Annotated in this window: 9 protein-coding genes; all 9 read right to left on the minus strand. The window is 64.4% G+C overall.

The window, feature by feature from the left end:
- Nucleotide 1: 1 nt before the first annotated feature.
- The 9 genes from ACX5I4_RS20425 to ACX5I4_RS20465 all read right to left on the minus strand — a co-directional run bounded on the left by ACX5I4_RS20425 (nucleotide 2) and on the right by ACX5I4_RS20465 (nucleotide 14,116).
- Complete coding sequence (locus tag ACX5I4_RS20425) at nucleotides 2–3,763, minus strand: GH32 C-terminal domain-containing protein (protein ID WP_461838279.1); 3,762 nt, start codon at nucleotides 3,761–3,763, stop codon at nucleotides 2–4.
- Between the two features lie 129 nt (nucleotides 3,764–3,892).
- Complete coding sequence (locus ACX5I4_RS20430) at nucleotides 3,893–5,467, minus strand: glycoside hydrolase family 32 protein (protein ID WP_461838280.1); 1,575 nt, start codon at nucleotides 5,465–5,467, stop codon at nucleotides 3,893–3,895.
- Entirely contained in the window at nucleotides 5,464–6,525 is a 1,062-nt protein-coding gene (locus ACX5I4_RS20435) for an ABC transporter ATP-binding protein (RefSeq protein ID WP_461838281.1), read from the minus strand. The genes ACX5I4_RS20430 and ACX5I4_RS20435 overlap by 4 nt, the downstream gene beginning before the upstream one ends.
- Nucleotides 6,522–7,460, minus strand: a complete 939-nt coding sequence (locus ACX5I4_RS20440; RefSeq protein ID WP_461838282.1) for an ABC transporter ATP-binding protein — start codon at nucleotides 7,458–7,460, stop codon at nucleotides 6,522–6,524. Before ACX5I4_RS20440 ends, ACX5I4_RS20435 begins: the two co-directional genes overlap by 4 nt.
- The gene (locus tag ACX5I4_RS20445) at nucleotides 7,457–8,533 is read right to left on the minus strand and encodes an ABC transporter permease (protein ID WP_461838283.1); all 1,077 of its coding nucleotides are present in this window, start codon (nucleotides 8,531–8,533) and stop codon (nucleotides 7,457–7,459) included. The genes ACX5I4_RS20440 and ACX5I4_RS20445 overlap by 4 nt, the downstream gene beginning before the upstream one ends.
- 9 nt (nucleotides 8,534–8,542) lie before the next feature.
- A complete protein-coding gene (locus ACX5I4_RS20450; protein ID WP_461838284.1) occupies nucleotides 8,543–9,520 on the minus strand; it encodes an ABC transporter permease in 978 nt (325 codons plus the stop codon).
- A gap of 148 nt (nucleotides 9,521–9,668) precedes the next feature.
- Nucleotides 9,669–11,339 carry an ABC transporter substrate-binding protein gene (locus ACX5I4_RS20455; protein ID WP_461838285.1) on the minus strand — a complete coding sequence of 557 codons (1,671 nt, stop codon included), beginning with the start codon at nucleotides 11,337–11,339 and terminating at the stop codon, nucleotides 9,669–9,671.
- Between the two features lie 73 nt (nucleotides 11,340–11,412).
- Complete coding sequence (locus tag ACX5I4_RS20460) at nucleotides 11,413–12,495, minus strand: LacI family DNA-binding transcriptional regulator (RefSeq protein WP_461838286.1); 1,083 nt, start codon at nucleotides 12,493–12,495, stop codon at nucleotides 11,413–11,415.
- 355 nt (nucleotides 12,496–12,850) lie between these two features.
- Complete coding sequence (locus tag ACX5I4_RS20465; RefSeq protein ID WP_461838287.1) at nucleotides 12,851–14,116, minus strand: acyl-CoA dehydrogenase family protein; 1,266 nt, start codon at nucleotides 14,114–14,116, stop codon at nucleotides 12,851–12,853.
- Between the last annotated feature and the right edge of the window lie 94 nt (nucleotides 14,117–14,210).

The following is a 14,210-nucleotide window of genomic DNA, read 5'->3' on the forward strand; positions in this document are numbered from 1 at the left end:
GCTAAAGCGCCGTCACCACCACGTCTTGGTAGGCGGCGCGGCCGTCGAAGACGTTGACGCCCACCCTTCCGGACGAGAACTGGGAATCCGCGATGTCGATCAGTTGCGCCCCGTCGATGGAAACCGTGATCCGGTTGCCCTGGACGGCGGCATCCAGGGCGTAGCTCACGCCATGGCTCAGCGCCAGGGGCACTGTTGCCAAGATGCTTGTGGCGGGATCGAACACGCCGTTTGTCAGCGTGAACACCCGGACCACGCGGAGATTCGGGTCCAGGTTCACGTAGTATGCGCTGGTCCCCTCGGTAGATGACCTCAGCAGCACCGATCCCGCCCCTCCATAGCCACGCTCGGGAGCAAGGTCGCGGTTGAGGGTGGCCCCGGCAAACGGCTCTCCGCCGAAACGGACGGTCGCCTGGACCCGGACGTCCGCGTAGGAACCCGGGCTCATGGCCGTGGAGTCCTTGTCGAACATTCCGGCCAAGCCTGCGCCCGTGCTTTCCCAGCGGCCGCCGGGAACCACCGAATAGCTGCCCAGGTTCTGCCGCGCCGCACCTGTTGAGGGCGGAAGCGGGTTCGACGGCGGCGCGTCGCCTTGGCCGGAATTGCTCAGGCGCGCTGTGTCGGCCAGTTGGTGGACTTTGACCGAAACCAGCCGGGCATTACCGCCCGTGGCCGTGAACGAAAGCCCTATGGAGGACGGGTCCGGGAAGGCCAACGACGTGATGGCCGCCGTGCCGTCAGCGCCGAATACTTCCACGGAGGAGGCATCCACCAGCACGCGCAAAGTTACGCGCCGCTCCGTTCCCACGGTGGTTGAGCCCGCCGTCGTCGAGTTGACCATTGTCGAACTCCAGGGGGCAGAAGAATTGTCGGCTGGGCTGCTCGCGAAGTACCGGCTGAAGTCCGCACGACCGGAAGCCGAGCGGTCCACCGTCATGGTGCCCGCACCGGCGTCGAACGCTATGGCCGTCTGCTGCGCGCCCGTGGAACCGGTCCCCTTCCGCAGCTCGAAGGCGAAGGACGTGGCCCCGCCACTCGTGGGAATCCCCACTTCGGCTTCGAGTTCGAACGATCGCCCGGACGCAGCGGCCAGTGGATTGGCCGACGACGGCGTCACGGTCACGTTTGATGCCTCCCAGCTCGACGTGCGCAGCGACTCCTCCTCCACAACCGGAGCCTGCGCCAATCGCAGCCCCGCGCCGGGAATGTCCTTCAAGGTCAACTCGCGCGGAATACTCAACTGACCGTTCCAGCGGCCTGTCGGCGAACTGAAGGCGTAGTCCCAGTTGCTCACCCAGCCGATCATGATCCTCCGACCATCGGGGGCACCGAAGAAGCTCATGGCGGCGTAATAGTCGCGCCCGTGATCCGTCTGGAGCACTTGCGAAGCGGAGGTGTCGGGCGTGAACGAGGTGCCATTCCACGTCCCAGTGACGTACTGTGCGGACGAGCCGTTGGTGGTCCTGACCGCCCCGGTACTCCAATACAAAACCCAGCGCGACACCCCGGGCTGTCCCTCCACAGGCATGGAGAAGAAGTCCGGACATTCCCAGACCCCGCCGCGGACCCAGCTACCGTAGCCGAAGGAGCTCGTGTAGCTCCAGTGGACCAGATCGGTGGACGTGTGGAACCTGATGTTGTCCCCTGCTGCCACCACCATGACCCACTTTCCCGCAACAGGATCCCAGCTAACCTTCGGGTCACGGAAGTCCCAGCCACCGTCGGGGCCGCCAGGGTTTTGTACTACCGGCGCTTCCTGGACCAGTTGCCACGAGCGGCCTTTGTCCGTGCTGTACGCAGCGCGGACCGACTGGTTTCCGTTGGGAGCGTCGTGGTTGAACGTGGTGAAGAACGCCACCAACCCACCACCCGGCTGGCCGCCGAACAAGCCGCTCGTGTTCCCGGTATCCACCACTGCAGAACCGGACCACGACTCCCCCGCCGCCATATGCGGCAACGCAATGGGCAGCTGTTCCCAGTGCAGGAGATCCGTGCTGACGGCGTGCGCCCAGCGTCCGCGGTCCTGGTGGAAGAGGTGGTACTCACCGGCGAAATAGACCAGGCCGTTGGGGTCCGAGCTGCTTCCCGCCTGCTGTGTGTAGTGGTAGCCGGGCTGATAGAGCCCGTTCATGAACTGCTCGACGCCGTCCGCGCGGACGTTCTGGAACCACGCCGTACCGCCGCTTGCCAGCAACGCGAAGCCTGTTCCGGATGCCGTCCCCACGGATCCTGAGAGAACAGCTGTCCCGTTGATGAGCACGGATGCGTCGCTCCCCCGCACCGTGAATTGCACGCGGTTCAGCTCCACGGGATGGGCAGGATCCGCGGTGAAACTCCCGGCAGGGAGCGCGGCAGACAGCAGCAGTGCCGACGTCGCGCGGTTGTAGAGCGATGCGGTCCCCGCGCCTGGATCGATCCTTAGCTCCGTCCCGCCGGTGCCGTCGGCACCGCTCCGCACCACGGCGGAGGCGGTTGCCGGAGAGGTGACGGTCAGATCAAAGCTGACGACGACGTCGGACGCTACCGCCGGGATGTACCGGACCGCGGTGCCGCCGGACGCTGTTCCGCGCAGGCCCTTCACGTCCGGTTCCCAGGTGCCGGCGGTGGTCCGCCAACCCTGCAAGGAAGATTCCAGGCCACGCAGGGTCATCCCCTGGAACACAGTGGTGCCGTTGTAGGACAGCAGCCCGACATGCCCCTTAGTTTGGCTCGAATCCGTCGCCGTAATGACGGGCATGGTGCCGTTCGGAGTCAGGAAATCGGTCTGCCAATAGACATTGAGTTGGCTACCGATGGCCGTGACGCGCAGACGGTAGACCTTGTTGAGGGCGATGGGGGTGGTGAAGGTGCCCAACGTGGCGTTGTCCGACATCCGGTACAGCCGCAGCCTGCTGGCGTTGGGATCCACCTCCGCCGCATAGCCCGTAGTGCCTTCCGCATTGCTGCGGAATAGCACGGCGCCCACCCCGTAGGTGGAGGTGAGCTGGATATCGGAGGTGAAGTCGGTATCCGTGGGGGTTTGGCCAGTGGCGATGGACCGAATGTTGGTGTTGGCCGGGGCGGCGGCACGGAAGCCCGTGGCAGTCGCTTGCCAACCGGTGGTTGAAGCGCCGCCCGTTGAAGGGACGGTCCAGCCATCAACGTTCGCGTCGATGGTCCGCACCCCCGGGGTCCCGAAGTTCACGGTTCCGTTGTACGCGTGCAGGCCGACGTGCCCGCTGCTATAGCGATAATCCGTGGCGTCGATCCTCTTGACCCCGTCCACAGCCACGTAAATCCGCGGTCCGTCAACGTGGACATCCACGGTGTAGGACTGCCCAGCGGACAACCGAACCGAAACCGGCGCCGCGATGTCCTCCCCCGTGCCGAGGTCGAACAGCCGAACCCGGTCCAGATTGGGGTCGATCGTGGCCGCATAGCCGGCCGAGGCGTCGGCAGTTGCGCGGAAGATGAGCGCCCCCACACCGTAGGGACTGCCGGCGTCGACCGCTATTCCTGCCGTGTAGCGCGCGGTGCCGGCCACGAGCTGCTCGCTCACGGCGGCAATATTCTGGCCAGAGGGCGCGACGGCGGTGTACCCGCCTTGCGGGGTCCGCGTCCAGTTGCCCGTGACCCCGACGGCATCCGGGATGGGGCTCGTGGTGCTGCCCAGGGTGACTGGGTCGTCGTCGTTGGCCGCGAAGGCCGGCGCGGCAACCCCCGTTCCCGCGAAACCCAGAACGAGGACTGTGGCAGCAAGGCCTGCAACTATTCTTTGGTGCATTTCAGATCGCCTTTGATCTCGGAAGGACCCGAACGGATGTGAAGGAGCGTTCGCCAAAAAGACCCCAAAAGTGAAGGAGGGTCGGTGGGAAACGCGCCAAACGTGAGCGAGGGTTTTATGGGAAGGGGGCTATGGAAAGAGGGTGCGCGCACCTCCGAAGATGTCCCGCATGGTCCAGGCGTCGAAGCCGAGGAGCCGCGCGCTGCCCGCTGCGGCGGCGAGGCTCACACGTCCTCCCCCGAGGGTTGGATACACCCGGGCCGTGAGCGGCTTGCCGTTCGCGAAGATTTCGACGGCGGAACGGTCCACCAGGACGCGCAGCGAGACGCGCCCTTCGATGGTCGGCACGGGCCCGGACTTCTCTTCGATATCCACGGTCGGATCGAGGCTGCTGCGATTGCGATCCAGCCTGAGTGACGCCGTGGGAGAATCCATGGGCAACGCCAACTCCACAATGGTTTCTTCCACCACATCGCCGTGTTCGTCTTCCGAACCGAGCAAGCCCAGGCGCACCACGGCACCGGGAGCGAGCTGCAGTTCGAGTTCCAGGTCCAGTTGGTTACCGGCGATCTCGGGCATCGTATCCCCGGAACCAGGAACTGACGCAGCGGTTTCCGGGCCCACCAACACACGCGGCGGCAACTGGACATGTCCATAACGCAGCTGCTCAATCTCCGGGACCGGCGCAAAATTCAGCGAGCCATCCGGCGCAGGCGTGGTCAGGCGGGGCAAGCTCATGACTCCGGACCAACCAGCTTCCACCATGGCTGCGTCGCTGCGTCCTTCCTGCAGCCAGCCGAACATCACGCGACGGCCGGAATCGTCCACGAAGGACTGCGGCGCGTAGAAGTAGCGTCCACCATAGTCGAGCCTGTGCAGCTGGGCGGGTTCAAAGGAATCGCCTGCGTAGCGACCGGTCCAGTACAGGGGGTGCCGGGTATCGCCGTCGTTCCAGGCGGAGAAGACGAGCACATCGGGTGCCGCCCGCTCGCTCGGAGAACCCAATGTCCCCGAACCGGCGCGGAACAAGTCCACGCATTCCCACATGGTGCCCTGCCAATCAGTAGCCGCCGGGTCACCCGCTGATGCGTCCCCGATGAACAAAGGCCCTACGTAGTCCCACGAGCGCAAATCAGACGACTCATAGAGGAACGCCGTGCCGCCGCGCCCTCGAATGCCCGAGCCCACCAACTGGCGCCACACCGTTCCCTCACGCCATACACAGTGGTCCCGATAGGCGGTGATCTCGACGCCGGCCGGCGGGGCTGCGATGACCGGGTTTTCCGGCGCTTTCGTCCAGGAGCGGAGGTCCGGGGAGCCCACTGCCACGCAGGGAAGTTCTTTGTCCCCGTGCCGCCCGGAGTACACCAAGGTGGGGGTACCGGCGTCGTTCACCAGCACGCCCGACCAGCAGCCCTCGGCATCCGGGCCGTCCGACGGCGAGAGCGCCACCGGCTCGTCGATCCAGTTCACCAGGTCCGTGCTGGTGGCGTGGCCCCAACGAATGCGGTGGTGGAAGGCGCCTTCGGGGTTGTATTGATAGAAGAGGTGGTACGTCCCGTTCCACTGGCTCACACCATTGGGATCATTGAGCCAACCCGCCGGGGAAACGAAATGGAAGCGGGGTCTGAGGGGATCGGCCTCGGCCCGGGCCAGGAGCTCGTCCCGAGGAACGGTGGCGAAGGGGTGGATCAATTCGGTCATGCTGAAGCCTGCGTTTCTGTGGTGAGGGCGTTGCTCGCGGCGCCTGCCCGGGGCCGGTAAAGGTGGCAGCGCACCCAATGCTGGCTGTCGGCTCCGCCAACGCGGTGGCGGACCGGATGCTCCGCGGAGCACGGTTGCTCGGCGTCGCCGTCGAACGCGCACGACGTCGACGCCATGACTGCCTGCCTCAGCCCGCCTCTGCGGACGGGATCGTAAGAGCCCGCCCGCGCGGGGTCGGGGACCGCGGAAACCAGCAGTTGTGTGTAGGGGTGCGCGGGATTGGCCAGGAGGTCCAACGATTCGCCTTCCTCGACGAGCTCGCCGGCGAACATGACGGCAATCCGGTCCGCGAGGTAGCGGGCGGAAGCGAGGTCATGCGTGATGTAGAGCATCGAGATGCCTTGATCGTCGCGGAGTTTGCGCATCAGGTTGAGGATCCCGATCCGCACGGAGACATCGAGCATCGAAGTGGGTTCGTCAGCCAGGATGACCTGCGGTTCCACGGCCAGCGCCCGTGCGATCGCGACGCGCTGGCGCTGGCCGCCGGAGAGCTCGTGGGGGTAGGAGTTGAGCATGTCCACTTGCAGGCCCACGGTGGTCATGAGCTTCTCGAGGCGGCCGCGCGATTGTGATTCGTTACCGGCTTTGCCATGGATCACAAGCGAACGTCGCAGGAAGTGCTCCACCCTGTGCACCGGGTTGAGCGAGCCAAAGGGGTCTTGGAAGACCATCTGTAGCTGCGAACGGTACTCACGGGACGCTTGGAAACGGTCACGCTTGAGGACGTCGACGCCGTCAAGCAGGACCTGCCCCGTGCTCGGCTTTTCGAGCCGGGCAATACAGCGCGCCAGGGTGCTCTTGCCGGAACCGGACTCGCCCACGAGGGCAACGATCTCGCCGCGTCCCAGGGTGAGGTCCACGTTGCTGAGGGCCGTGACCGCGCGGCGCGAGAGGAACCCGCCCAATGGAAAAGTCTTGCTAAGGTCGCGGACCTCGAGGGCCGGCGTCGTACCCTCCGCCGCCTGAGGTGACATGCGGGACAAAACAGAGTTGCTCATCGCGTTGCTCCTTCCAGGACGGGCGCGAATGGTGCCACAAAATGGCCAGGGGAAAGCTCGGCGAGGTCCGGGATGTTGGTGAACTTCACGCCGTCGGGCAGGCCCGCGAGGGGAACGCGCGGGCCGGTGAGCGGCGGGAAGGCGCCCATGAGCGCCTGCGTGTACGGGTGTCGCGGTGCGGCGTGGATTTCCTTGGCCTTGGCTGTTTCCACGATCCGGCCGCCATACATGACCGCCATACGGTGCGAAAGTTCCACCATGAGGGACATGTCGTGGGTGATGAACAGGACCGAGAAGCCAAGCTCGTGCTGCAGTTCCTTGATCTGGGCCATGATTTCCTGCTGCACCACCACGTCCAGGGCGGTGGTGGGCTCATCGAGAATCAACAACGAGGGCTTGAGGGCCACCGCCATGGCGATCACCGCGCGCTGGCGCATGCCGCCGGAAAGCTGGTGCGGGTAGGACTTCAAGCGGGCGGAGTCGATCCGCACGAGTTCCAGCAACTGGGCCGCCCGGCGGAGTGATTCTTTCCGGGAGTAGCCTGCGTGAGTGGTGTAGATGTCCACGATCTGCTCGCCGATGGTCAACACCGGATTGAGGGAGTTCATGGCCGATTGGAACACCATGGCCACGTCTTGCCAGCGGAAGCGGCGTAGTTCCTCGGGGCTCATGGCCAGGATGTCCTTGCCGCCGAACTTGATGCTGCCCCCGGCAATCTTCGCGGGATCCTTGAGGAGGCGCATGATCGAGTTGGCGATAGTGGACTTCCCGCAGCCGGATTCGCCGGCGAGGCCGAAGACTTCGCCCGTACCGATGCTGAAGGAAACGCGGTCCACGGCAGTGGTGGAGCGGGTGTCGCCGATGTACTCCACCGTCAGATCCTGGACTTCCAGGACGGGCTCGTGGGAGCCGAAGGAGATTTGCGAGATGGTCATTGTGCTGTGCTCTTTCCGGGAGTGGCCAGGGTTGCGGTCTTGGGCACCCGAATTTTCCGCAGGCGCGGGTTGGTCACTTCATCCACCGCGTAGTTGATGAGGGCCAAGGCAAACGCCACCAAGGCGATACACAGGCCGGAAGGAACAAACACCCACCAACTGCCGGTCAAAAGTGCGCCCTCGTTGCCGGCCCAGTAAAGATTCGTTCCCCAGGAGACCGTGCTGACGTCGCCGAGGCCCAGGAACTCAAGGCCAGCCTGCGCACCGATGCCGTAAATGACGCAACCCAGCAGGGTTCCCATCACAATCGAGGCCATGTTCGGCAGGATTTCGCGGAACATGATCCAGCCCGCCCGTTCGCCGGACACCACAGCAGCAGCCACGAAATCCTTGGAACGGATGGACAGGGCCTGCGAGCGCAGCACCCGGGCGGAACCCGCCCAACCGGTCACCACCAGCACCAGGATCACCGTGCCCAGTCCCGGCGGGAGGAACGCCGCCAGGATGACCAGCAGCGGCAGTCCGGGCAGGAGCAGGAAGACGTTGGTGACCAAGGACAGTGCTTCGTCGATGACTTTGCCGAAATACGCGGACGCCAGTCCCACCAGGATGCCCACAAACGTCGAGGCGAGGCCCACGGTCAGTCCTACGAAGAGGGAGCTGCGGGAGCCGTGGATGGTCAAGGCCATGACGTCCTGGCCCTTGGCAGTGGTGCCGAGCCAGTGTTCAGCCGACGGCTCAAGGGAAGCCATATCCGTGATGCGGGACGGATCGCCGGGGAACAGCACGGGAGCCAGCAGGGCCAAGGCGATGAAAGCGAAGAGGATGAACGCGCCCACCATGGCCTTCTTGTTGGTAAGGAGCCCGTGGATGAAGCTTTGCTTCGTTTTTCGTACACGGCGGGAACGCCCGACGGCGGGTGGCGGGGTCGGGGTGTCCGGCGTCCCGCTGTCCTGTGTGGTCGCGCTGTCCGGGGCAGAGGCAGGGGTGACGTCCGCGGGAAGCTGCCCGCCGGCGTCGGGCGCTGCTTCCTGTTCCCCTGCGGAGGCGGGTGTGGTGATGGAGTGTGTCATCGCGTTCTCCTAGTTGCTGCGCACGCGCGGGTCGAGGCGGACGTAAAGGACATCCACCAGGAAGTTGGCCAGGAGCACGGCGGCTGTGATGGTCAGGAACAGGCCCTGCATGAGTGGGTAATCCAGGCCTTGGACGGCGTTCAGGAGCTGGTAGCCGACGCCAGGGTAGGCGAACACCACCTCGGTCAGCAGGGCCCCACCCACCACGAACCCCAGGCTCATGCCGAAGCTCGTCACCGACGGGAGCATGGCGTTTCGAGCTGCATAGCGGAACATGATGCGTCCGGGGCGCAGGCCCTTCGCTTCGGCCATGGTGATGTAGTCCTCGGCGTTGGTGGCGATCATGGTGTTGCGCATGCCGAGCATCCAGCCGCCGATCGAGACCAGGACGATCGTCAACGCCGGAAGCACAAGGTGGGCACCGACGTCGCCGATGAACTCCCAACTGAACGCCGGATCCAAGCCGTCGGTAAACGCGTGCCGCAACGGGAACCAGTTAAGGATCACGCCGAACAGGTACAGCGCACCCATGGCGAGCCAGAAGTACGGGAAGGAGCCGATGAAGATCAGGAGCGGCGGCAAGGCGGAATCGATCGCGCCGCCACGGCGCCACGCCGCCAGGATGCCCAGGAGGTTGCCGACGACGGCGGCAATCACCAGGGCGGTGCCGCCCAGCAGGAGGGTCCAGCCGATCTGGCCGGCGATGACCTCGGTGACCGGGGTGGGGAAACGCGAGATGGAGACGCCCATCTGGCCGGTGACCACGTTGTGCAGGTAGTCGACGTATTGGGCCCAGAGAGGGCGGCCGTCCACGCCGAGCAACTTGCGCAACTGGTCGATCTGTTCGGGCTGCATCTTGTCCTGGGAACGGGCAAACATGCGCGAGACGGGGTCACCGGGCATGAAGCGCGGGAGCAGGAAATTCAAAGTGATGGACACCCAGAAGGCGATCAAGTAGAAACCCAGGCGGCGCAGGATGAAGCGCACGGTTTCCCTCCATTCGGGAATTGCGGAAAGTTTGGGGGCACGCCCGGCGCCGGGTGGTCAAACGCCGGGCGTGCTGGTTTGGGACCGCGGTGCCCGCGGTTGCGGTGCCCCGCGGTTGCGGAGCGGGCCGCGGTTGCGGAGCGGGCCGCTAGGACTTGGCCGGTTCCAGCGTGGTGAGGACCAGGACGGTGGTAGGTGCGCGTACCGAGAGGGTGGCGTACGGGTTGTCCTTGGTGGGCCAGCCGGTGAAGTGGGTGTCGTTGTAGGCGCCCCACTCCGGTCCGGAGAAGAGCGGAACAGCGGGGGCAACGGCGTCGTACTCCACCTGAAGCTTGTTGACGATATCGTGCTGCTTGCCCTGGTCCGCGGCGGCCGCGAAGTCCTTCAGGAGGGCATCAGCTTGGGGGTCGCCGAAACGGTGGTAGTTTTCGAAGGCTTGCGTGCCTACCGGCTTGACCGTGGAGGTACCCATCATGCCTGCGAAGTACTTGTACGGGTTGGGATCGTTGGCGGTCCACACAATGCCAGTGTCGAAGTCACCCTTCTCGTAACCCGCGACGACCGCTGCCCAGTCCGGCGAGTCAACCTTGGCGGTGATGCCCACGGCCTGCAGGTTCTGCGAGATCACGTTGGCGACCGAGAGCCAGTCGGAGGATGCGGAGCCCACGGAGATCTTGAACTCGAAGGGCTTGCCGTCCTTGAGCGTGCGCTTGCCGTCCGCTCCCTTGGGGTAGCCGGCCTTGTCGAGGAGCTTGTTGGCTTGGTCAACGTTGAGCTTGGTCCAGTCGCAGTTGTCCTTGACGGCGGCGTTCTTCCAGGTCTCGTAGTTGCCGGAGAGGCCTGTGCAGTCGGCAGGTGTGGCGTATCCGCTCATGCCGATCTTGGTGACCTGCTCGCGGTCAACCGCCATGCTGAGGGCCTTGCGGACATCGACGTCGTTGAACGGCGCCTTGGTGGTGTTCAGCTGCCAGTTGATCATGGAGCCGGTCGGCGGGAACCAGTAGTGACGGTGGGCAGGATCCTTGGAAACGAAGGTCTTCTCGATATTCGGCATGAACTGGGGAGCCCAGTCGACGTCGCCATTGACTGCGGCGAGGTTGGCGCCGTCGTTGCCGGCGAACGCGAGCATCTTGATGCCGGCGATCTTCTGCTTCCCAGGCTGCCAGTAGTTCGGGTTCTTGGTCAGCACGAAGGACTGAGCTTGGAACTTGTCCACCTGTGTGTAGGGGCCAGTGCCCACAGGGTTCTCGTTGGTGTACTTGGCGGGGTCGGCGATTGTAGACCAGATGTGCTTCGGGATCAGGGTCAGCTGTCCGACGTCGAACAGGGCCGGCGACCATGCGGACTTGAAGGAGAATTTGACCTTGTTGGCGCCCTCCGGAGTGACCGAATCCAGGTAGTCATAGCCACCCTTGAGCTTCTTCTGCAGCTCAAAGGTGTAGGCCACGTCTTCGGGAACCAGGGGTTGGCCATCGGACCACTTCACGCCGTCGCGCAGGGTGAAAGTGATGGACTTGCCGTCGTCGGCCGCTTTCCATTCCGTGGCGAGCCAGGGCTTGGTACTGCCGTCTGCCGGGTTGAAGATGAGCAAGGACTCGTAGATCGCCTGTTGCGTCATCGGGGCGACGTTGGGAGAGAACGGGTTGAAGTTGCGCACGAACGTGCCCATGTCTTCGCGGGGAATAGTCAGTAGCTCACTCTGGCTGGCCGAGCTGGCGGGTTTGTTGGCCGTGGCTGCACAGCCGGTGAGGAGCAGCGCCCCCACCGCCAGGCCGGCGGCGGTAATCCGCGCAGACCTCAAGAACCGGGATTGTGTCATGATGGTTGTCTCTTCCTATCTTTCATTCCTGAACGGTGGGTAGGGGTTTTGCTCTTCAGTAGTGATTTCGCGGTCAGACTGAAGAACGTTCTAGCAGCGGACAGTCGACCAGCTGCTGGTCGGCAGCTATCGGCTGTCCTGCTGTGAGAGCTGCGAGCGTCTGGACTCCCAGGGCGCCCATCTTTTCGAAAGGCAACGCAACCGTGGTGAGCTTGGGCCTGAGGTAGGCCGCAATCAGTTCTTGGTTGTCGAAGCCGATCACGGCGATGTCTCCGGGGATGGTCAGTCCCCGTTCCTTGATGGCGTCATAGGCGCCCATCGCCATCCGGTCGTTGAGGCAGAACAGTGCTGTTGGCCTGCCTGCCGCTCCCGGTTTTCTATCAAGAATTTCGCAGGCGGCGTCGTAGCCGCCATCCGCCGTCGCATGCCCCGAGACGACGAGTTCCGGGTCCAGTTCCAGCCCGGCGTCCGCAAGCGCGTCGCGGCAACCTTGCAAGCGTCCGACGGCGGCGGGAATGTCCGGGTCCAGGTTGATGACGCCGATCCTGGTGTGGCCCGCTTGGAGCAAGCGTTCGACGGCGCGACGGCCGCCCGCACGTTCGTCCGGGACGATGGACGGCAGCTTGCCCTCCGCGTCGAAGCAGTTGATGAGGACAGTCGGCACCTCGCGGGCGATCTCCGGGACGTGCACGGCCCGGTGCCAGGTGGCAGCGTACAGGAGGCCCTCGACGCGCTGTTCCAACAGCTTCTCGATCGCTGCGTCTTCCATGCCGTCGTTGGGTCCCGCCGAGGCAGTGTCGCCCTGCTCGGAGGAGGCGATCAGAAGGAAACGACGGTCCAGCCAGGCCTGGTCCTGGGCACCCTTGATGATGTCGACGGCGAATGGTGCCGTGACGATTTCAGTGACAATGCCGTACCAATCGCTGCGCTGGGACGCCAAGGCCCGCGCTCCGGCGTTGGGACGGTATCCCAGGGTGTGCACGGCTTCGTTGATGCGGTTCCGGGTTTCCTCGGAGATGCTGGCATTCTCCCGATTGCTCAGGACGAAGGAAACGGCGGTCCGGGAAACTCCCGCGTAGTTGGCGACATCCGTCATGGTCACGCCCCGCTGCCGCAGTTTACCTGCGGGCTTGCCAGTGGGGTTGCTCTTCGCCATTGAATGCTCCGGATGCTTGGGACAACTCGTGGATATTGGGGTAACACCTGGTGGTAACGCGCGTTACTTGGAACGTGTGATTTAGGTTACGCGCGTTACTCAGCGCTGTCAACGACTAGCTGTCAACGACCCACTCACCGACGCTCGCTCACAAATGGGGCGCTTTTGACCGATCCTCCTGCAGATATGTCCGCCTTCAATACGACGCTCGCTCACATATGGGAGAAAAATACGGAACGCTCTTGCAGATCATGATCTGCAAGAGCGTTCCGCCGTTTCGGCTCAAATCTGAGCGAGCGTTCCGCCGTTTCGGCTCAAATCTGAGCGAGCGTCACAAGGGGGCAAGGGGCACGTTTCAGGCGAAGGCGGACATGCCCGTAATGGAGCGTCCGATAATCAAGGCCTGGACAGTCTCCGTGCCTTCATACGTGTGGATGCCTTCGATATCGGCGAAGTGCCGCGCCACGCGGTTGGCCAACAAGATTCCGTTGCCACCCAGCAGGTCGCGCGCGTTGGAGGCGATGCTGCGGGCGGTACGGGTACAGGTGAACTTCGCGAGCGCCGCCTGCGCGGGGGCCAGCGCTCCCTCCTCGTCCAGCTTGGTCATCTGCATGACCATGAGCTGCATGGTAGCGAGCTCCGAGTGCATGCGGGCAAGACGCTCTTGCACAATCTGCGAGGCCGCCAGCGGGCGTCCGAACTGCCGGCGCTGGGCGGCGTACTGCACCGCAGTCTCGTAGCAGGCAGTTGCGTGCCCGACGGCGGACCACGCAACTCCCAGCCGGGTCGCCAAAAGGACGCGGGCGGTGTCCTTGAAGCTCCGAGCCCCAGGGAGGACGTTGTCCGTCGGCACGAAGACATTCTCCAAGCGGATGTGCGCCTGCCAGATGGCCCGCAGCGAGAGCTTGCCCTCGATGGTCGCGGCGGAGTACCCGGGCGAATCCTGCGGGACAAGGTAGCCATGGACCTGACCGTCGTCGCCACGAGCCCAGACCACCGTCAGGCCACCGATCGAGCCGTTGCCGATCCACTTCTTTTCGCCATTGAGGACATAACCGCCCTCGACGCCTGTTGCGGAGGTTTCGAGCCCTACCGAGTCGGAGCCGTGCGCGGGTTCGGTCAAGGCGAACGCGCCATATTCCTCGGCCCGGGAAAGCGCCGGAAGCCAGCGCGTCCGCTGCTCAGGGGAACCGCATTCGGCCACGGAACGCAATGCCAAACCGCCTTGGACCGCCACCACCGTGCCGATGGAGCCGTCACCGCGGCTCAGCTCCATGGTGACCAGCCCGGCAGCGGTCTTGCTCATGGCCGGGAACCCGTCGACGTCGATCCCGTCTCGCAGCAGGTCCAGGTCACCCAGGCGCTTCACCAGGTGCAGCGGGTACTCCGCGCGTTCCCAGTACCCCGAGATGACGGGGAGCACCTCGTCCTGGACAAAGGTCCGGGCACGGTTCCAGTAGGCGCGATCCTCGTCGCTAATGTCCTTGAAGACGGATGCCGGGTCCGGGTCCAGGGATTCGTTCAAGACATACTCGGGTTCCATAGTGCCGTGCGGGAAAGCAGTGCCGTCCGGGAAAACGGCATTCAGCTCTGCGGAAGTCTCGTCGGACGTCGTGGTCATGGGTGAATCCTCGCTCTGGGGTTGCATTCTGCGACTCCCAGCATGCGCTGACACTCAGTTTCATGTCAAGGAACTCAGTTCCAATGAGGGCTTC

The organism is Arthrobacter sp. MMS24-S77, assembly GCF_054888235.1.

Bases quoted from the DNA above. Each gene is read 5' to 3' on its own strand.
- ACX5I4_RS20425 (WP_461838279.1), bottom strand. From the start codon at position 3,763: ATGCACCAAAGAATAGTTGCAGGCCTTGCTGCCACAGTCCTCGTTCTG.
- ACX5I4_RS20430 (WP_461838280.1), bottom strand. From the start codon at position 5,467: ATGACCGAATTGATCCACCCCTTCGCCACCGTTCCTCGGGACGAGCTC.
- ACX5I4_RS20435 (WP_461838281.1), bottom strand. From the start codon at position 6,525: ATGAGCAACTCTGTTTTGTCCCGCATGTCACCTCAGGCGGCGGAGGGT.
- ACX5I4_RS20440 (WP_461838282.1), bottom strand. From the start codon at position 7,460: ATGACCATCTCGCAAATCTCCTTCGGCTCCCACGAGCCCGTCCTGGAA.
- ACX5I4_RS20445 (WP_461838283.1), bottom strand. From the start codon at position 8,533: ATGACACACTCCATCACCACACCCGCCTCCGCAGGGGAACAGGAAGCA.
- ACX5I4_RS20455 (WP_461838285.1), bottom strand. From the start codon at position 11,339: ATGACACAATCCCGGTTCTTGAGGTCTGCGCGGATTACCGCCGCCGGC.
- ACX5I4_RS20460 (WP_461838286.1), bottom strand. From the start codon at position 12,495: ATGGCGAAGAGCAACCCCACTGGCAAGCCCGCAGGTAAACTGCGGCAG.
- ACX5I4_RS20465 (WP_461838287.1), bottom strand. From the start codon at position 14,116: ATGACCACGACGTCCGACGAGACTTCCGCAGAGCTGAATGCCGTTTTC.